General features: G+C 56.4%; 16 protein-coding genes. 8 read left to right on the top strand and 8 right to left on the bottom strand.

Features of this window, described 5'->3' with window-relative positions; all coding sequences use genetic code 11:
• The first annotated feature begins 1 nt into the window (after position 1).
• The 6 genes from ftsA (at position 2) to recN (ending at position 8,227) form a co-directional block, all read left to right on the top strand.
• Positions 2–1,330 (top strand): cell division protein FtsA, encoded by a 1,329-nt coding sequence (ftsA, locus tag C8N36_RS17115; RefSeq protein ID WP_097806042.1) that lies wholly within the window; start codon positions 2–4, stop codon positions 1,328–1,330.
• A 65-nt stretch (positions 1,331–1,395) separates the two neighbouring features.
• Complete coding sequence (locus tag C8N36_RS17110; RefSeq protein WP_245910917.1) at positions 1,396–2,256, top strand: DMT family transporter; 861 nt, start codon at positions 1,396–1,398, stop codon at positions 2,254–2,256.
• A gap of 364 nt (positions 2,257–2,620) precedes the next feature.
• Positions 2,621–4,261, top strand: coding sequence for a cell division protein FtsZ (ftsZ, locus tag C8N36_RS17105; protein ID WP_097806041.1), 1,641 nt, complete (start codon positions 2,621–2,623; stop codon positions 4,259–4,261).
• 355 nt (positions 4,262–4,616) lie between these two features.
• Positions 4,617–5,546: a UDP-3-O-acyl-N-acetylglucosamine deacetylase gene (gene lpxC / locus C8N36_RS17100; RefSeq protein WP_097806099.1), complete on the top strand. Its 930-nt coding sequence runs from the start codon at positions 4,617–4,619 to the stop codon at positions 5,544–5,546.
• 140 nt (positions 5,547–5,686) lie between these two features.
• Positions 5,687–6,541, top strand: coding sequence for an outer membrane protein assembly factor BamD (locus C8N36_RS17095; protein ID WP_097806098.1), 855 nt, complete (start codon positions 5,687–5,689; stop codon positions 6,539–6,541).
• Positions 6,542–6,574: 33 nt separating this feature from the next.
• The gene (gene recN / locus C8N36_RS17090) at positions 6,575–8,227 is read left to right on the top strand and encodes a DNA repair protein RecN (protein ID WP_097806040.1); all 1,653 of its coding nucleotides are present in this window, start codon (positions 6,575–6,577) and stop codon (positions 8,225–8,227) included.
• Positions 8,228–8,232: 5 nt separating this feature from the next.
• On the opposite strand, the gene C8N36_RS17085 is transcribed toward recN, so the two are convergent.
• Entirely contained in the window at positions 8,233–8,616 is a 384-nt protein-coding gene (locus tag C8N36_RS17085) for a hypothetical protein (protein WP_097806039.1), read from the bottom strand.
• Between the two features lie 80 nt (positions 8,617–8,696).
• Between C8N36_RS17085 and C8N36_RS17080 the strand changes: the two genes are divergently transcribed.
• On the top strand, positions 8,697–9,296 hold the full coding sequence (locus C8N36_RS17080) for a TetR/AcrR family transcriptional regulator (protein WP_097806097.1): 600 nt from the start codon (positions 8,697–8,699) through the stop codon (positions 9,294–9,296).
• 7 nt (positions 9,297–9,303) lie between these two features.
• Here C8N36_RS17080 and C8N36_RS17075 read toward each other — a convergent pair whose 3' ends face one another.
• Positions 9,304–10,677, bottom strand: coding sequence for an FAD-binding oxidoreductase (locus tag C8N36_RS17075; protein WP_097806038.1), 1,374 nt, complete (start codon positions 10,675–10,677; stop codon positions 9,304–9,306).
• Positions 10,678–10,870: 193 nt separating this feature from the next.
• On the opposite strand from C8N36_RS17075, the gene C8N36_RS17070 reads away from it, so the two are divergent.
• Positions 10,871–12,430: a chloride channel protein gene (locus C8N36_RS17070; RefSeq protein WP_245910932.1), complete on the top strand. Its 1,560-nt coding sequence runs from the start codon at positions 10,871–10,873 to the stop codon at positions 12,428–12,430.
• Between the two features lie 12 nt (positions 12,431–12,442).
• Here the strand turns inward: C8N36_RS17070 and C8N36_RS17065 are convergent, their stop codons facing one another.
• The 6 genes from C8N36_RS17065 to C8N36_RS17040 all read right to left on the bottom strand — a co-directional run bounded on the left by C8N36_RS17065 (position 12,443) and on the right by C8N36_RS17040 (position 18,672).
• A complete protein-coding gene (locus C8N36_RS17065) occupies positions 12,443–13,075 on the bottom strand; it encodes an SH3 domain-containing protein (protein ID WP_097806036.1) in 633 nt (210 codons plus the stop codon).
• A 183-nt stretch (positions 13,076–13,258) separates the two neighbouring features.
• Positions 13,259–13,603 (bottom strand): DUF427 domain-containing protein, encoded by a 345-nt coding sequence (locus C8N36_RS17060; RefSeq protein WP_097806035.1) that lies wholly within the window; start codon positions 13,601–13,603, stop codon positions 13,259–13,261.
• A gap of 62 nt (positions 13,604–13,665) precedes the next feature.
• Complete coding sequence (locus C8N36_RS17055) at positions 13,666–15,432, bottom strand: aminopeptidase P family protein (protein WP_097806034.1); 1,767 nt, start codon at positions 15,430–15,432, stop codon at positions 13,666–13,668.
• Between the two features lie 137 nt (positions 15,433–15,569).
• Entirely contained in the window at positions 15,570–17,444 is a 1,875-nt protein-coding gene (gene cobT, locus C8N36_RS17050; protein ID WP_097806033.1) for a cobaltochelatase subunit CobT, read from the bottom strand.
• A gap of 45 nt (positions 17,445–17,489) precedes the next feature.
• Positions 17,490–17,897: a hypothetical protein gene (locus tag C8N36_RS17045; RefSeq protein ID WP_097806032.1), complete on the bottom strand. Its 408-nt coding sequence runs from the start codon at positions 17,895–17,897 to the stop codon at positions 17,490–17,492.
• Between the two features lie 97 nt (positions 17,898–17,994).
• Entirely contained in the window at positions 17,995–18,672 is a 678-nt protein-coding gene (locus tag C8N36_RS17040; RefSeq protein ID WP_097806031.1) for an aspartate/glutamate racemase family protein, read from the bottom strand.
• Between the last annotated feature and the right edge of the window lie 116 nt (positions 18,673–18,788).

Genomic DNA, 18,788 nt, shown 5'->3' with positions numbered 1-18,788 from the left:
AATGATCGAGCTCTACGAATCCCAGCGGGCGATGCGCAATATGCGCCGGGCGGCAATGCAACGCGGCGTGGTGGCGATTTTGGATGTGGGCAGCTCCAAAATTGCCTGTCTGGTATTGCGCTTTGACGGCTCGGACCCGTCGGATGAAAACATCGGATCACTGGCTGGACAGTCTGGCTTTCGGGTGATTGGCGCGGCAACCACACGGTCGCGCGGTGTCAAATTTGGCGAAATTTCCAGCATGGGTGAAACCGAGCGCGCCATTCGAACAGCGGTTCAGGCGGCGCAAAAGATGGCCGGCATCCGGGTGGATCATGTGATCGCCTGTTTTTCGGGGGCAGGGCCACGCAGCTATGGGCTGGCTGGCACTGTTGATGTCATGGGCGTCACGGTTGATGAACAAGATGTGGCCCGTGTGCTCAGCGCCTGCGATGTACCCGACTTTGGCCATGGCCGCGAAGTTTTGCACGCGCAGCCGGTGAACTTTGCGCTGGATCACCGCTCGGGCTTAAGTGATCCGCGCGGGCAGATCGGCAATGAGCTGGCCTGCGACATGCATATGCTAACCGTTGATGCACAGGCGATCCAGAACATCGCGCATTGTGTGAAACGCTGTGATCTTGAACTGGCCGGTTTGGCAAGTTCGTCTTATGCCGCCGGTGTTGCAGCCTTGGTCGAGGACGAACAAGAACTGGGCGCGGCTTGTATTGATATGGGCGGCGGCAGCACTGGCGTTTCGATCTTTATGAAAAAACACATGATTTTTTCCGATGCGGTGCGCATGGGCGGGGATCATGTAACATCGGACATTTCAATGGGCCTTCAGGTGCCCACCGCGACGGCAGAGCGGATCAAAACATTCTATGGTGGCGTTGTCGCCACGGGAATGGATGACCGCGAAATGATCGAAAAAGGCGGCGAGACGGGGGATTGGGAACATGACCGCCGCACCGTCAGTCGGGCGGAACTGATCGGCATCATGCGTCCGCGCGTCGAAGAGATCTTGGAAGAAGTGCGCGCCTGTCTTGATGCCGCAGGCTTTGACCATCTGCCAAGCCAACAGATTGTATTGACCGGCGGCGCAAGCCAAATTCCGGGACTTGATGGGTTGGCCTCGCGGATCTTGGGACATCAAGTGCGTTTGGGGCGGCCTTTGCGGGTGCATGGTTTACCGCAGGCAGCCACGGGTCCGGGATTTGCAGGCGCAGTTGGGTTGTCGCTGTTTGCAGCGCATCCGCAAGATGAATGGTGGGATTTCGAAATTCCGGTCGACAAATATCCGGCTCGCAGTTTCAAGCGCGCGGTACAATGGTTCCGCGACAACTGGTAGGTCAAGAACCAGCATTATTATGAAATGGCGCGCCGGTGTTGCGCGCCCTTTTCTTTGGAGAATTCATGCAGACGAAAATTTCGATCTGGACCGTTGTCGCTATGGCGGCGGCCATGTCTGCAATTGTTCTCGGGGATACGGCTGGCAAACTGCTGATGGCAGATGGGCTAAGCCCGCTGTTTATTGCATGGTCCCGGTTCGCCTTTGGTGCTCTGTTGTTGGGGCCGCTTTGCGGTCTGACCCGCGCCGATCTGCGCAGCTTTCTGGATTGGCGGGTGATTTTGCGGGCCGCCTTGATTGTGGGGGTGATCTTGTTGATCCTGACCGCGCTGCGCACCGAGCCGATGGCCAATGTCTTTGGTGGATTCTTTGTAGGGCCGGTCGTGTCCTTTACCCTGTCAGCGATTTTGTTGCGTGAACCGATCAATCGGGCGCGGGTCGGGCTGCTGGCCCTTGGCTTTGTCGGAGTTCTATTGGTGGTCAAGCCCGGTTTCGGCATGGGGCCGGGGATGATTTTTGCGGTCTTGGCGGGCGTTTTCTACGGAAGCTTTCTGACCGCGTCGCGGTGGCTGTCCTTTCACTATCGCCCGCGTTTCTTGCTGGCCTCGCAGTTGATCATCGGGGCGGTGTTGTTGACCCCCTTGGGGGCTGCGCAAACCCCGATGCAGGGCGATGTCAGGCTTTGGGCATTAATTCTGCTCAGTGCGGTGGCCTCCGGCTTTGGCAATTACCTGTTGGTTATGGTCAACCGGTCCACACCGGCCAGTGTCGTTGCTCCGTTGGTCTACTTTCAACTGGTGGCTGCAACCATCTTTGGGTATTTCGTTTTTGGCGACTGGCCCGACGTGTATAGCCTGCTGGGTTTGGCGATCATTTTATCATCCGGCTTTGCGGGTTTGGCGGTCGCAGGCCGGCAACTGCGTTGAGATTTTGGGCGACACATCCACAACATGTAGTTTGCGGCGTGACAGACGGCATAATTCTTGCTAACGTCTGTATAACCGCTCCGTTCAAGAGATGCGGTCATAGGATCGAGCAGATCCCTCGTAGTTTTATCCTGACGCAGCGCATCTCCTCCCATGCGCCGCGCCTTTTGTCTTGTGCTTGGTTTTGTGGTTTCCGCAAAATCTGGCGTGGAAGGCGAAATGCGGCGGATATATGCCAGAAATATGCCATATTTGGTGTGAAATAAGTGTTTTTCGCGTGACGTGGCGGGCTCTAGCCGCTATTCTGACACGAAACGGGCCGAAAACAGGCCTGAGTGATTGTCAAAGCACAGGCGGAAAGCACATGACATTGAACCTCACCATGCCCGGTCAGGAAGAGTTGAAACCTCGTATCACCGTATTCGGCGTGGGCGGGGCAGGCGGCAACGCGGTCAATAATATGATCGAAAAGAACCTCGAAGGCGTGGACTTCGTAGTTGCCAACACAGACGCACAAGCGTTGCAGCAAAGCGCATCGACGTCGCGTGTGCAGCTTGGTGTCAAGGTCACCGAAGGTCTGGGCGCTGGCGCGCGGGCTTCTGTTGGTGCGGCTGCGGCCGAAGAAAGCATTGAGCAAATTGTAGACCATCTGGCCGGGGCGCACATGTGCTTTATCACGGCTGGTATGGGCGGAGGCACCGGGACAGGTGCTGCTCCGATTATTGCACAAGCTGCACGTGAACTTGGCGTTCTGACTGTTGGCGTCGTGACCAAGCCCTTCCAGTTTGAGGGCAACAAGCGGATGAAACAGGCCGAAGACGGCGTTGATGCTCTGCAAAAGGTCGTTGATACGCTGATCATCATTCCCAACCAAAACCTGTTCCGGTTGGCCAATGAAAAAACAACTTTTACCGAAGCCTTCAGTCTTGCTGATGACGTCTTGTACCAAGGTGTGAAAGGCGTGACCGACCTGATGGTTCGTCCCGGCCTGATCAACCTCGACTTTGCGGACGTTCGCGCCGTGATGGATGAGATGGGCAAAGCGATGATGGGCACCGGCGAAGCCGAGGGCGAAGATCGCGCCATTCAGGCCGCCGAGAAGGCCATCGCAAATCCGCTTCTGGACGAAATCTCGCTCAAGGGCGCAAAAGGTGTGTTGATCAACATCACCGGCGGCCACGACCTGACTTTGTTCGAATTGGACGAAGCCGCGAACCGTATTCGCGAAGAAGTCGATCAGGATGCCAACATCATCGTTGGGTCCACCTTGGACGAAGGTCTGGGCGGCATGATGCGCGTGTCGGTTGTTGCAACAGGGATCGACGCTGTGGAAAGCCACGCGGAAACGCCTTTGCCGCGCCGGTCACTGTCCCAGCCTAATTCGACCAAACCGTTTAACGCCCCTGCGACACCCATCCCCGCTGCCGTGGCCACACCTGCGCCGGCACCAGAGCCAGCCTATGTCGAGCCACAAGTGGAAGAGCCTGTGGCGGCTCAGTATCAAGAACCCGAACCTTCGCTGTTCCAAGGCGTTGACGTGGATCACTCTGTCGCGCCGGAGCCTATGGAAACCATCTTTGAAGATGAGCAGGTTCTTGATGACGATGGTCTGCCACCACCGGCTTACCAGCCTGCGGTCGCCGAGTTCCGTCCGCAGCCCGATACTATCGAAGCTGACCCGCAGGATTTTGTTGCACCGCGTAGTGCCGCAGGCGCTCCGAACGCCGACATGGTTGCCCGCGTGAAAGCCGCAGCAGCCCGTGGCCGCGAAGCCCAACCTCAGGCCGAAGTCGAAGCTGAAAAGCCCCGGTTTAGCGTGAATTCTCTGATTGGCCGCATGACAGGTCATGGTCATCAGGCCGCTGCACCTGAGGCTGCGCCAGCCGCACGCCGTCAGCCACCGGTTCAAGCGCAACAGCGTCCAGCACCGGCTCCGATGCCCGAGGCGGAACCCGAAGATGACCGGATCGAAATCCCTGCTTTCTTGCGCCGCCAAGCCAACTAAGCACAGTCTGGTTTTGCCCTTTTGATTTAGGGATCAGAGCAAATTTTTTACGCCTCCGGTTTTCCGGGGGCGTTTTCTTTTACCTTTTGTTATATATTTCGTGAGGTCTTGAGCTCAAACTCATGACAATTTGTCGTTAATCGTCTGTGGGTAAGCCAGTGGACAGATGTGATTTATCGAGACAAATAAATACCTTACCGTGGTCAATCTATCGATGCGCGGGGTTTCGCGCACGCGCTGATGTCGATGTTTCACTTGGTTACAATCTTTGATTTGAGGCGGCGGTCCTTCTTCCTTAGATGAATACTCGAAGTCGTGCTCTTTAAGAAAAGGCATGACAAGCAAAGGATGCCCCGTGCAGACAACCATTCAATCCGCCATTACGTTTAAAGGCTTTGGCCTTCATTCCGGTAAACCCGCGTGCCTGACAATCCGGCCTGCGGAAGCGGATCATGGCATTTGGTTTGTTCGGACTGACATCTCGGCCGAAGGGGCGAAAATCCCGGCGCGTTGGGATGTGGTGCAAACTTCGCCTTTGTGTACGCTAATCCGGAATGACGCGGGTGCCACAGTTTCGACGGTTGAGCATGTTATGGCTGCCCTGGCAGGCTGCGGTGTTCACAACGCATTGATCGAAATTGATGGTCCGGAAGTTCCGATTCTTGATGGGTCCAGTGTCCCGTTTGTGCGCAAGATCCTGGCCTGCGGTGTCAAACCTTTGGACGCTCCGGTTTTTGTCATCGAAATTCTGGCTCCTGTTTCGGTGCAAACCGATCAAGGTTGGGCGCGTCTTAGCCCATCCGAGGCCGGTCAGGGTTTGGAAATGGATTTTCACATCGATTTTGTTGATCGGGCAATTGGCCGTCAGAACAAACATCTGAACCTCGCCAACGGTGCCTTTGTTCGTGAATTGTGCGACAGCCGCACCTTTTGCCGCGCCGCAGATGTGGACGCGATGCAAGCTGCTGGCAAAGCGCTGGGTGGCACCTATGAAAATGCAGTGGTTGTGGATGGTGACAAAGTTCTCAGTCCGGGTGGTTTGCGCCATTGGGACGAGGCAGTACGCCACAAAATGCTTGACGCATTGGGTGATTTGGCATTGGCGGGCGCACCGATTGTGGGCCGCTATGAAGGGCACAAAGCTGGTCATGCAATGACCAACGCCCTGCTGCACGAACTTTTTGCAAATAAATCTGCTTATCGGATCGTGTCGTGTGACGCTGCTTTGGCTCTGAAATTGCCCGGCGCAGGCGTAGAACGCAACGAAATCCCCGCGTTTCACTGATAGAAATGACATGCGCGGCCTTGTGCTCATGAAAAGCGCGTAAAGGCGTTTTGCACCAGAAATTTCTGTGCTAGACCGTGTCCAATGGGGTCGCTTGTGCGACCGGTTTCGAGATCAAAGGGTGATCGCACATGGCAGGCATGACAGGGGGCAGATCAAGGTTCGTTCTGACTGCAGTAGCCTTGGGTGTATTTACACTGGCTGGATGTGACAGCTTGAAAGAAAAGGGCGTAGGCCCGGGCGGCACGTCGCTCGAAAACTACACAGCCGAGCAGATCTTTGAACGCGGCGAATATGAACTTTCCGTTCAAGATGCCGAAGAGGCAGCTCTGTATTTCAGCGAAATCGAACGTCTGTATCCATATTCTGATTGGGCCAAGCGGGCCTTGATCATGCAGGCTTTTGCCCATCACCAAGACAAACAATACGAAGAAGCGCGCTCTGCCGCGCAGCGATTCATCGATTTCTATCCAGCGGATGATGATGCCGCCTATGCGCAGTATCTTTTGGCGCTTAGCTACTATGACCAGATTGAATTGGTTGGCCGCGATCAAGGGCTGACGTTTCAAGCCTTGCAAGCGTTGCGAACTGTGATCGAACGCTACCCCGATAGCGAATATGCCCGGTCTTCGATCCTGAAATTCGACCTTGCGTTTGACCATTTGGCTGGCAAGGAAATGGAAATCGGACGGTATTACCTCAAGCGTGACCATTTCGGCGCGGCGATTAACCGATTCCGTGTTGTGGTCGAAGACTTCCAGACCACATCACACACCGCCGAGGCTTTGCACCGGTTGGTTGAAAGCTATCTCTCGCTTGGATTGATCGAAGAGGCGCAGACCGCTGCCGCCATTTTGGGGCACAACTACCAATCATCTGACTGGTATCAGGACAGCTATAAATTGCTAAAAGGCCAAGGGCTTGAGCCCGCGTTCTTTAGCGGCAATTGGTTGGCATCATCGTATCGACAGTCCATTAAAGGCCAATGGCTGTAAGGGAGGTGGGGAGAGTCCCCACCGGGCAAGTTGATGCTACGCGCACTTGAAATCAGAGACATGTTAATCATCGAACGGTTGGACCTCGGGTTCAAACCGGGGTTGAATGTATTGACGGGTGAAACCGGTGCCGGCAAGTCGATCTTATTGGATTCGTTGGGTTTCGTGTTGGGCTGGCGCGGGCGGGCCGAATTGGTCCGCAGCGGTGCCAAGCAGGGCGAGGTCACTGCGGTCTTTGATCTAACAGAGGGGCATGCGGCGCTTGCGGTTCTCGAAGATGCGGGATTGCCATGTTCAGGTGAACTCATTTTGAGGCGGGTTAACACTGCGGATGGCCGCAAAACCGGCTGGGTCAATGATCGCCGTGTGTCTGGCGATGTGCTGCGGCGCTTGTCGGCGACCTTGGTTGAATTGCACGGCCAGCATGATGATCGTGGTTTGCTTGACCCAAAAGGGCATTGCGCGATTCTGGACAGCTATGCTGACAATGAAACGCAGCGGAACGCCGTGCGCAAAGCATGGTCAAAGGTTGGCAAAGCCAAACGGGAGTTAACTGCTGCCCGCACTGCCTTGGACGAGGTGCGCGCAGAAGAGGAATTCTTGCGCCATTCCGTTGCAGAACTGACAAAACTGGGGCCAGAACCTGGCGAAGAGGCTGAATTGGATCAGCGCCGCCGTCAGATGCAATCGGCCGAAAAGATTCGCGATGACATTGCACAGGCGTCTACTTCTCTGGGCTACGACGGGGCCGAAGGGGCCATGTCTAGCGCTTTGCGCTGGCTTGAAGGGGCGTCGGAAAAGGCCGATGGACGATTGGATGCGCCGATCAACGCGCTGACGCGTGCGATGGCTGAATTGGACGAGGCGTCGAACGGTGTCGCCGATTGCCTTGAGGGTCTGGAATTCAATCCGGCTGATCTGGAAGATACAGAAGAGCGGCTGTTTGCGCTGCGCGGTTTGGCCCGTAAACACAATATTCTTGCGGATGATCTGGCGGGCTTGGCGGTGGATTTGTCTGGCCGACTGGCAGCGTTGGACGCGGGAGAGGCCCAGATGGGTGATCTGGAACGGGCGCTGCGCGAGGCGGAAGACGGCTATGACAAAGCGGCCGGTCGTTTGACCGAAAACCGGCGCAAGGCGGCGCTACGTTTGGACAAGGCTGTGGCCGGTGAACTGGCCCCTTTGAAGATGGAACGCGCTGTATTTGTTACAGAAATAACGGAAACCAACGGTGGCGGCGAAGGCCGTGATGCAGTTTGTTTTTCGGTTGCCACCAACCCGGGGTCTCCGGCCGGAGCGTTGAACAAAATCGCATCCGGCGGCGAGCTGAGCCGGTTTTTGCTCGCCCTCAAGGTCTGCCTGAGCGAGGAACGCAACGACGGCGTGACGATGATCTTCGACGAGATTGATCGCGGTGTGGGCGGTGCGACTGCAAATGCGGTTGGGCGACGGCTCAAGGCGCTGTCAGATGGTGGGCAGGTTCTTGTTGTCACCCACTCTCCGCAGGTTGCGGCTCTGGGGGGGCAACACTTCCGCGTGGCCAAACATGTCACCAAGGGTGTGACCACGTCTGATGTTATGTCTTTGGACGCAGGTGAACGCGAATCCGAGATTGCGCGCATGTTGGCAGGGGATACCGTGACGCAAGAGGCCCGCGCGGCTGCACGGGCGTTGCTGGCAGGATAGACCTTTTAGGTTGCACTGTGTGCGACTGCGCTGTCCTGCTGTGATTTTACGATTTGAAAAACCAAAGCAAAAACCGCGATTTGTGCGGCGATGACGGCTGGCCATATTTCGGCAAAAGCGGGGTCAAAGTATTTTTGCGGCCCGTAGCTGAGCAAAGCCAGAACACCAGCCAATCCGGCTAAGCCTTTGCCCCATCCACGTCCGACCATTTGAAGCGCGGCCACGCAGACTGCAATCGAGGTCGCCAAAAATGGGGCCATCGCAAACAGCACTATCGTGCGCGGGGGATGCGGTTCAAGGTCGGCCAACAGGGCCAAAAGCATAATCGCTTGAACCAAAATGAGAACCCAAAGGGCAGCGCGTGTCGGGGCATGGTCGGTGTATTGCATCTTGATATCCGTAATTATGTGTACGCCTAGACATTGACGTAATCATGTGTACGGTCCATGTCAAGCCTGCAGGAGACACCATGCGCAGCCCAGCCAAAGAACAACGCGAAGAGCAAATTGCAAAAGCCGCCTATACTTTGATGGAGGAAAAGGGTTTTCAGGGGTTGTCGATGTTGGCGGTGGCCAAGGGGGCCAAGGCCTCAAACGAGACCCTGTATCGGTGGTACGGCGACAAATCGGGCCTGTTTCGATCCTTGATCCAACGAAACGCAAAACAGGTCGGTGATGGTTTGGATGCCGCTTTGGACCATGGATTGCCCCCACGCGAAACGTTGCGCGCACTTGGGCCTGAATTACTGTCGATGTTGTTGTCGAAACGGGCCATTGCGTTGAACAGGGCGGCGGCAGCGGATGCCAGCAACACTTTGGGCGCAGTTTTGGCAGAGGCCGGACGCGGGCAAATTTTTCCACGCATCACCAAGCTGTTCGAAGCGTTGGTTGTGGCGGGAGATCTGCAAGGTCCGGCGCAATCAGCGGCGGCTATCTGGGTCGATCTACTGGTCGGAGACTGGCAAGTGCGCTGCGTGACAGGGGCAATGGCCGTTCCTGATGCGCCGACGCAATTGGCCCGTGCACATTCGGCGGAAACACTACTGTTTCAACTGCGCGGAGCAGATTGAATTTGTCTCAGTTTCCCGGAACAACCTTTCCGGGGTTCATAATCCCTTGTGGATCAAGCGCTTGCTTGATGCTGCCCATCACGTCCCAAGCGTCGCCATGTTCGGCTGCCATATAAGGTTTTTTTCCTATGCCGACGCCGTGTTCGCCCGTGGCGGTGCCGCCCAATGCCAAAGATCGTTCGACCATGCGATCAGACAGGCGCTTGGCCTCTTCCAATTCTGCGGGCTGATCCAGATCTACGAGCAAAATAGCGTGGAAATTGCCGTCGCCGACATGGCCCAAAATGGGGCCCGGAATTATGGATGCGGCTATGTCGGCTTGGGTTTCTTCGACGGCGCGGGCCAGCTGAGAGATTGGAACGCAGATGTCCGTTACCAAGGCACGTGCGCCCTTTCTGGATGCCAAAATCGCGTAGTAGCCGTTGTGACGCATGGCCCAAAGGGCGCGGCGTTCTTCTTCGCGAGAAGACCAGCGAAAGGGGGAGCCATCATGATCGGCGACGATTTCGGCAAAACGTTCGGCGTCTTGGGCCGTGCTTTCGGGGCTGCCGTGGAATTCGACCATCAAATGCGGGGCGGGGTCCATCGACACACCTGCATAGGTGTTAAACGCCCGTGCGGTATCTGCGCAGACAAACTCGATGCGGGCCATGGGAATACCCATTTGAATGGTTTCGGTGACCGCAGCCACTGCACTGGCCATATCGCTAAAACTGCAAATCCCGGCGCTGATTGCTTCGGGAATGCCATGCAATTTCAGCGTCAGCTCGGTTGTCAGGCCCAATGTACCCTCGGAGCCAACCATCAGGGCAGTCAGATCATAGCCGGATGCGCTTTTGCGGGCGCGAGTGCCGGTGTGGATAAGTCTGCCATCCGCCAACACGACCTGCATACCCATGACATTGTCGCGCATTGTCCCGTAGCGCACAGCGGTCGTGCCCGACGCCCGTGTCATTGCCATCCCGCCGATAGAGGCATTGGCACCCGGATCTACCGGAAAAAACAATCCGGTTGCGCGCAGCTCTTCGTTCAGGGCTTCGCGGGTGACGCCGGGTTGAACCGTGACGTCCATATCGGCGGAGCGGATTTCCAATATTTTGTTCATGCGCGAAAAATCGACACAGATCCCTCCGCGGATGGCCAAAGCGTGCCCTTCAAGCGACGTACCCGCCCCCCAGCCGATCACTGGGACGTTATGTGTTGCACAAATACGTACAATGTCCTGAGCTTCCTCCGATGTTTCGGGAAAAACCACCCCATCGGGCGGAGTTGTCCGAAAATGTGATTCGGACCGACCATGTGCGTCGAGATCGGCCTTGGACAAGCTTAGACGTTCGCCTAGGAGATGACGTAACTCTGCAAGTGCCTGCTGTACGGGCATTCGGACCTCCGGGTTCATTTGCAGGCATGGTAACGAAGTGTAAACGCCTGCGTAACCCGCAGGTTTTGAGGAGGCCAATGTGCTCAGCCAACTGCGTAACCAAATACGAGAAACCGCAACAAGGTTCTCTCGTGGCTGGGATCTGGTGCGCCACAAAGCCCCGAGTCAACTGCAGTTCTGGTTCATTGCGCTGATGTTGGGCATTGTCTCGGGGTTTGCTGCTGTCAGCTTTCGTGCGGCGATCGAATGGCTGCAGGCGCTGGTTTATGGCACGCCGAATGTGAACGCGTTGCACAGCTTTGCGGTGACCTTGCCTTGGTATTGGGTTTTGGTAATTCCGGTTCTTGGGGGCATGGCTGTCGGGCTTATTTTACAACACATGACACCAGATGGACGGCCACGTTCTGTCGCGGATGTGATTGAAGGCGCCGCGATCAATGATGGCCGTGTGGAAAAGAAGGCTGGCCTTGCCTCAGCGCTTTGTTCGTGGATTACTTTGTCGACGGGCGGCAGCACTGGCCGAGAAGGTCCGGTGGTGCATATCGCGGCTATGGCATCGAGTTGGGTGGCAAACGCGCTGCGCGTTGACGGTGTAACCGGACGCGATTTGTTGGGCTGCGCTGTGGCCGCGGCGGTGTCGGCCAGTTTTAACGCCCCCATTGCCGGAGCGCTTTTCGCGCTTGAGGTGATTTTGCGTCATTTCGCCTTGCACGCTTTTGCCCCGATTGTGGTGGCCAGCGCGGCGGGCACAGTGATCAACCGGTTGGTTTACGGTGATGTGACGGAATTTATCCTGCCGGGAACAACGACGGTAGAATTCTACCTCGAACTGCCGGCGTTTTTCATTTTGGGGTTGGTTTGCGGCTGCGTCGCCGTGGTGATGATGCGGGCAATCTTTTTTGCGGATGACGTTGAGACGAAGCTGCAAAACCAGTTGGGATTGCCGTATTGGATGCGTCCGGCTGTGGCGGGCCTGTTGCTGGGCGGCTTGGCGATCTTTTTCCCGCATATTATCGGCGTTGGATATGAGACCACTTCGCAGGCGTTGACCGGTAATTTGCCGCTATACGAAGCTTTCGTCTTTGCGGTGCTCAAGGTTTTGGCGGTGTCTTTGACCATGGCGGGCAGGATGGGCGGCGGAATTTTTTCACCGGCGTTGATGGTGGGGGCCCTGACCGGTTTGACCTTTGGCCATATCGCGACAGGGTTCTTTCCCGAATATTCCTCGGCCTTTACGCTGTATGCTTTGGCGGGCATGGGGGCGGTTGCAGCGGCGGTGCTGGGGGCACCGATATCAACCACGCTGATCGTGTTCGAATTGACAGGAGACTGGCAAACCGGCCTTGCGGTGATGGTGTCTGTGTCGATGTCGACGGCCCTTGCGTCGCGCATGGTGGATCGGTCTTTCTTTTTGACCCAGCTTGAGCGGCGCAATGTCCATTTGGCAGCGGGACCGCAGGCCTATTTACTGGCGATGTTTCGGGTCAAGGGCGTGATGCGCCGACCGATGGATGAGAACGCGGCCGATGAACAGGCCTGTTTTGATCTGATGGAACAGGGGCTTTATGTGCCGGCCGAAGCGACGCTGGAAACGGCGCTGCCAATGCTGGATCGATCCGACCTGACCTTTTTGCCGGTGGTGATCAAAGAAGAGGGCAAGCCACCGGTCCTACAAGGTGCATTGTTTCATGTGGACGCGCTCAAGGCCTATAATCAGGCCTTGGCCGCCACTGCCGAGGAAGAGCACAGCTAGGGAGCTGTGGTTCTACCTGTTGCTTGGCAAGCGTTGCGACAGGCAGCCGCGAAAGGCCCGCCCTTGCAGATGTTCGCAAGCGTCCCAAGCCGTTTGCAGATCGGAATGCGGGCGATGGGGCGGCTGTGCAGGCGGCTGATTGTGCGGGGGGTGTTTGGCCAGAAAATCGGCATGCGCCCATCCCAATAAACCGGATTCTAACCGAACCAAACGCCATGAGTCGCTACGGCCCAAGACTTCGACCTTCATTCCGTTATGGATTTCGCGCAGGATATGATAGCCGGTGCCGGGTCCTTTGCGTAGGTTCAAATCGCCATAGGGGGCATCGACCCAGCGAATGCTTTGAACCTGCTGGTGTTTGACCTTGGCCGGTTTTTCGTGGCTTAGGAAGCGGCCGTGCGCCCAGCCGATGGTATCGCTTTTGTGGTGATAAACCTTGGCCCATGCGCCCGGTTGGGCCAGCAGCGTCACGCGGCTGCGGTGCTGCATTTTGTCTATGACCTGATAGCGCGTCGACGGCCCGCTGCGCAGATTGAGAAACCCGTCACTGGGGGCATTGACGAAAAGTTGCGGACCATTGGATGGGGTGGCAGTGGCAGCGTTGGCAAAAACCAAGGCGCGTAAGAGTGCAAACAAACGTAACATATGTGTCTTCCTTGTGCTGACATAGCGATGAGAAGACGGTGGGTTCGTTCAAGCTTGTTATGCAATATCAGCCGGAGCCAATGCGATAACCAGACCTTCATGCGGCTGATTGCGCCCGAATGGACAAACAAAAAAGGCGGCCCATTCCGAGGCCGCCGTTTTTAGAAAAATGATCCGCGTGGTTTATGGAAGCTGTTCGATTGCGACGCCTTCTTGGACTTCAAACGCCAGATAGCCTGCGATTTGTTTCACGTCATCGATGGGGGTCTCATAGCTCCAGACCGCATTCACATAGGTTTTGGATTTCGACATGATCGAAAAATACGACGCGTCACCTTTTAAGGGGCAGGTGGTTTTGTGGTCTGTTGCCTCAAGAAAGGCCATGCCCATGTCTTCGCGGGGAAAGTAGATAACCGGCGCGCGATCGCCTTCGACCAATTCCAATGCATGACTGGATTCGCCCAAGACGGCCCCGCCAGCGCGGATGATCCAAGTGCCCTCGGCTGGTGTGATGGTGATTTTGCTCATATCTCGGCCCCTTTTCGCGAATGGTCCCGTGCCAAAGACACGGGAAATGTATCAAGAAGATGTCAAATAGCGCGACAAGCCTCTGACAGCCAGTCTTTTGCGCCCCCTTCGACCAAAGGCGCAATCCGTCGCAGTACCTCAGAATGGTATTTATTCAGCCAATCACGCTCGTCCTGCGTCAAAAGATCGGGGTCAACCAGCCGTGTATCAATGGGGACCCAAGTCAGCGTTTCAAAGCGCAGCATCTGCGGAACCGTTTGTCCCGGTAGGGCCGGGGCTTGTTCGACAACGATCAGATTTTCAATGCGGATGCCAAAGGCACCCTCTTTGTAAAAGCCCGGTTCATTCGACAAAATCATGCCAGCTTCAAACGGAACCGTACCGGTGCGGGCGAGCCGTTGCGGCCCCTCATGCACCGACAGATAGGACCCAACGCCGTGGCCTGAGCCATGGCCGTAATCCAGACCGTTTTGCCACAGCGCGATGCGGGCAAGCGCATCCAGATCCCGCCCGGCCATTCCAGCAGGGTATCGCAGATTAGATATGGCGATCATGCCCTTCAAAACCAGCGTAAAGGCCCGTATTTCTTCCCCCCCAACCTGGCCAATGGCCACGGTGCGGGTGATATCGGTGGTGCCATCCACATATTGCCCACCCGAATCCACCAACAGCAGCTCGCCTTCCTTGACGGTACGATTGGTGCTTTTGGTGACACGGTAATGCACAATGGCCCCATTGGGCCCTGCGCCGGAAATCGTCTCAAACGAGATGTCGCGTAGCGCGTTGGTGGCCCGGCGCTCCGCCTCTAGTTTTTCGACAACATCGATTTCGGTCAATGTGCCAAGGGGTTGCACGTCCAGCCAGCTTAGAAAACGCACCATCGCTGCGGCATCGCGCAGATGCGCTGCCCGGCTGCCGTTCAGCTCTGCAAAGTTCTTGAGCGCCTTGGGAAGCAAGCAGGGGTCCGGTGCTTCGATTGTATCTGTCAAAACATCCGCCACCGCGATAGGGCAACTTGCAGGGTCAATTTGAACCGCTCCATCCAAGGCCTTCAGCGCCGGCAACAAGGCCTCCACAGGTTGAACATTCACCAAAGCTCCGAAATGGTCACCCAACCCTTCAAGCTTTTGTGCAGCCATATACAACGAAACGCGGCCCTCTTTGTGCAAAATAGCAAAACCATGCGGCACAGGGTTGCGCGGAATATCACTGCCGCGAATGTTCAACAGCCAGGCGATGGAATCGGGCAGCGTGACGACACATGCCTGCGCTTTTAAATCTGCAGCCAACCGGTTGATTTTCGCCTCGTGTCTCTCGCCAGCCAAATCCAATGGTTGCGCAAAGACTTCTCCCATCGGCGCAGCAGGCTGATCTTGCCAAATCGAGTCGACCAGATTGGGAACAGCCCTCAATTCATGCGTCTCAAGCTTGCGGTCCAACGCGCGAAACTGGTCGACCGACAACAACCACGAATCAAACCCCACAACACCTTCCACAAGCGCTTTGGCGATCCAATCTCCCAGTGACACCTCGGGCCAATCAACCGGTTCAAATACGTCTGCTACCTGCGATCTGACCTGAACGCGGTAGCGCCCGTCAATGAAAACGCCGGCCCGATCTGCGGTCGCAACGCACCAGCCAGCAGAGCCGGTAAACCCGGTCAACCACGCAAGACGATCATCGCGCGGTGCTACATATTCCCCTTGATGTGCATCGGCTCGTGGAACCAAAAACGCATCAACTTTCGCGGCGGCCATGACCTCCCGCAAAGACAGCAAGCGCTCTGGACCTTGTTCAGGTGACGCACTTTGTTCAAAGTTTTGAAACATAAGGTCAATCTCCAAATCGCTAAACAAAGGCTTGCAAAGCCTTGTTTCTCTTGTCCAAAATATCCTGGGGGTGAATTGGCGTTAAGCCAAGAGGGGGCTAGCCCCCTCAACCCGCCCGCCGCAGGCGCACGCCATAATCAAGAGACGCGTTTGATCCCCATCACCCGGGCCCGTGCCCGTGGGTCGCTGTCGAACAATGACGCCAGTTGCTCGGTCATTGCGCCTGCCAACTGTTCGACATCGGTGATGGTCACCGCGCGGTCGTAATAACGTGTTACATCATGGCCGATACCAATCGCCAACAGTTCAACCTGCTTTCTACGCTCCACCATGGCGATGACATCGCGCAGGTGTTTCTCCAAATAGTTTGCCGGGTTCACTGACAATGTGCTGTCATCCACCGGAGCACCATCAGAAATGACCATCAAGATTTTGCGCGCCTCGGGCCGGCCTGCCATCCGGCGGTGCGCCCATTCCAGTGCTTCGCCGTCGATGTTCTCTTTTAACAGGCCTTCCTTCATCATCAGACCCAGATTATCGCGGGTTCGCCGCCAAGGTGCATCGGCACTTTTGTAGATGATGTGACGCAGATCATTCAGGCGTCCGGGCTGTTGATCCCGTCCGGCATTGAGCCATTTTTCGCGTGCTTGACCACCTTTCCACGCTTTGGTGGTAAAGCCCAAAATCTCAACTTTAACGCTGCAACGCTCCAGCGTACGTGCCAAAACATCTGCGCAGATCGCCGCAATCGAAATGGGCCGTCCGCGCATAGAGCCAGAGTTGTCCAGCAAAAGCGTCACCACGGTATCGCGGAATTCAGTGTCTTTTTCGCGTTTGAAGCTCAGCGGAGTGGTCGGATTGGCAACAACGCGTGCCAACCGGCCAGCATCCAGAATGCCCTCTTCGAGGTCAAATTCCCAGCTGCGGTTTTGCTGGGCCTGAAGGCGGCGTTGCAGCTTATTCGCCAAGCGTGACACCGCGCCTTTGAGAGGTTCAAGCTGTTGATCCAGATAGGCCCGCAGCCGCTCCAACTCTTGCGCCTCTGCCAGATCTTCGGCCAAAATCTCTTCGTCGTGATCTGAATTGTAGACGGCATAGTCCGGATCGGCCTCGGACACCGGCTGCGGGGCAGGAGGCTCCATCGGAGCTTCGCCCTCAGGCATGTCGGCTTCGTCGCCCATCTCCTGGTCGGCGGCTTCATCCATGCTGACCTGGGCCTGTGACGGGTCTTGTGTCTCTTCCTGGCTTTGCTCGGGCGAGGCATCCGCCTCATCACCATCATCATCCTGACCAGAGCTATCGGGTTGTTCGTCGTCCTGATCCTCTTGTGACCCTTCGTCATCCGCATCGTCGGATATTTCGTCAGGATCCTCCCCGAGCTGGTCACCATAGCCCAGATCTGTGATCATTTGCCGTGCCAATTTGGCAAAAGCGGCTTGATCCGACAGAACGTCGTCCAGATTCTCCAAGGTGCCGCCAGCCTGATTTTCCATAAAGCCGCGCCACAATTCCATGACATTGGCGGCCCCCTCGGGCAAAGTCCGCCCGGTTGCGAGATGGCGGATCAAATAGCCTGCGGCCACCGGCAGAGGCGCATCCGCAGCTTGGTTGATCTGGCCATAGCCCTTGCGCATTGCCTCGTGGCCAATTTTGGCGTCGATATTTCCAGCTGTGCCGGGCATATCGCGGGCCCCCATGGCTTCGCAGCGGGCGGTTTCCATGGCCTCATAAAGTTCGCGCGCCATATCGCCGGGGGGGGCGTATCGGCTGTGGGTCGCGTCATCATGATACCGGCGTTGCAAGGCCAAAGCATCGGCTGTCCCGCGTGCCAACAGCACTTCGTCGCGTGTCATTCGTCGCGAAATCTGTGGCAGTCGCATGGAATCACCGGACACCCCGGATGGGTCGACCGTGAAGCTGACCGAAAGGTCAGGATCGTCCGCCATGACTTTGGTGGCTTCGGCCAGCGCTTTTTTGAACGGATCTGCGGGGTTGTCGGATGGCTTGCTCATGGCGCATTTATCGGCAGATCGGCGCGCCGCCGCAAGAGGGAAAGACTAGCCCAAAACCAATGTTTTGCATGCCGCCAGATGATGGCGCGCCATTCGGCCCGAATTTAGCCGTCTTTGCGGATCGGTTTGAAAGGTTGCGGCCTGCATCAATTGCGCCTGTGCCATCTTTGCCTCGATCCGTTTTGCCAGCAACCGCTTGCCTGTCAGCCCCTCCGACATCGCGTCATAAGACACCGCATCCAGTAAGTCTTGAAAAAGGTCAAAAGCCGCCTGAGCCTGCACATCTTCACCGCCCATCAGCCAAGCATGTTCACGGGCGGCGGAATAGCGACCAAGGCAGGAGGCAAAGATTTGAGCCTGTTCTTTTGCGGCGTCCGGCATAGCGATTGCGGGACCGGTGAAAAGGACCAAAGCCGTGGCAAGTGCCGAGATATGAGTTTTCAAATCGCCCATAAATCAGAGTTTACGCGCAAAAAACTGATGAAAGGTTGTGCGTTTTAAAAACTTTTACCCGAATGTCACATTTTTGTTCAGTTGCATCCGGGCGTGTTTAGGGAAAAAGCTGGCTTTTCCCGGTGGCAAGCGCTGCCAATTGGGCAACATGCACATCCAAAGCATCGATGACCTGATAGCCGGTTGAGTGCCCGTCAAAAGCGAGGTTCAAATCGGTGCCGGCCAAGACAACCGCTTGGGCCCCCATGGTGTCGATCATCCGGCGGCCTGCCTTGATAAACAGAGCGCGTTGCTCTGGCGTGCAGACACCGGAAACCGCCATGTCCTGATATGATTGTCCGATTCGTTCAATATCATCATCCGGTGCGACCGCTTGGGTTTGGCCCAGTTGACCAAACAGACGGGTGTGCATCACCACGCGCGTGCCTAAAAGGCCGATGCGGCTGATACCTTGGTTAACAAAGAACGCATCTAGCGGGGCCACGGCCGAAACCAGCGGCAAAGAAGATCGCGCGATGGTTTCTTCAAAACAAAAATGGCCGCCCAGTGATGTGATTGCCACGCAATCACAGCCCGCCGCTTTGAGACGGTCAATATGACGGGCGTAGACCTCGGCTTGCGCCTCACGCTCATCCGCAAGATTGTTTTTGATCAGGGTTTGAACATCCGCGTGTTCAATCGTTAGATCAAACGGCCCACCGACAGCTGCTGTAAGTCTCTGATAATAAACAATGGTGGCGGCGACGCCGATGCCGCCGATCAATCCGATATGCATTTGGTGCTGCCTTTGGAGTTGGTTTGTTTGGGGGGCACCATTAAGGCAGCGTGGGGACAGGGCCCCGTGTGCCTGTAGATGTGATGCGGAACAAAGAAAAAGTGCTACGCAAGAAA

This window comes from Pelagimonas varians (genome assembly GCF_003208435.1).
Classification (GTDB): Bacteria; Pseudomonadota; Alphaproteobacteria; order Rhodobacterales; family Rhodobacteraceae; genus Pelagimonas; species Pelagimonas varians.
Note: the sequence above shows the minus strand (reverse complement) of the source record. Positions and strands in the feature narration are given on the sequence as shown.

Coding starts and splice junctions, on each gene's coding strand:
- ftsA (WP_097806042.1), top strand. CDS start 2: ATGATCGAGCTCTACGAATCCCAGCGGGCGATGCGCAATATGCGCCGG.
- C8N36_RS17110 (WP_245910917.1), top strand. CDS start 1,396: ATGCAGACGAAAATTTCGATCTGGACCGTTGTCGCTATGGCGGCGGCC.
- ftsZ (WP_097806041.1), top strand. CDS start 2,621: ATGACATTGAACCTCACCATGCCCGGTCAGGAAGAGTTGAAACCTCGT.
- C8N36_RS17095 (WP_097806098.1), top strand. CDS start 5,687: ATGACAGGGGGCAGATCAAGGTTCGTTCTGACTGCAGTAGCCTTGGGT.
- recN (WP_097806040.1), top strand. CDS start 6,575: ATGCTACGCGCACTTGAAATCAGAGACATGTTAATCATCGAACGGTTG.
- C8N36_RS17085 (WP_097806039.1), bottom strand. CDS start 8,616: ATGCAATACACCGACCATGCCCCGACACGCGCTGCCCTTTGGGTTCTC.
- C8N36_RS17080 (WP_097806097.1), top strand. CDS start 8,697: ATGCGCAGCCCAGCCAAAGAACAACGCGAAGAGCAAATTGCAAAAGCC.
- C8N36_RS17075 (WP_097806038.1), bottom strand. CDS start 10,677: ATGCCCGTACAGCAGGCACTTGCAGAGTTACGTCATCTCCTAGGCGAA.
- C8N36_RS17070 (WP_245910932.1), top strand. CDS start 10,871: ATGTTGGGCATTGTCTCGGGGTTTGCTGCTGTCAGCTTTCGTGCGGCG.
- C8N36_RS17065 (WP_097806036.1), bottom strand. CDS start 13,075: ATGTTACGTTTGTTTGCACTCTTACGCGCCTTGGTTTTTGCCAACGCT.
- C8N36_RS17060 (WP_097806035.1), bottom strand. CDS start 13,603: ATGAGCAAAATCACCATCACACCAGCCGAGGGCACTTGGATCATCCGC.
- C8N36_RS17055 (WP_097806034.1), bottom strand. CDS start 15,432: ATGTTTCAAAACTTTGAACAAAGTGCGTCACCTGAACAAGGTCCAGAG.
- cobT (WP_097806033.1), bottom strand. CDS start 17,444: ATGAGCAAGCCATCCGACAACCCCGCAGATCCGTTCAAAAAAGCGCTG.
- C8N36_RS17045 (WP_097806032.1), bottom strand. CDS start 17,897: ATGGGCGATTTGAAAACTCATATCTCGGCACTTGCCACGGCTTTGGTC.
- C8N36_RS17040 (WP_097806031.1), bottom strand. CDS start 18,672: ATGCATATCGGATTGATCGGCGGCATCGGCGTCGCCGCCACCATTGTT.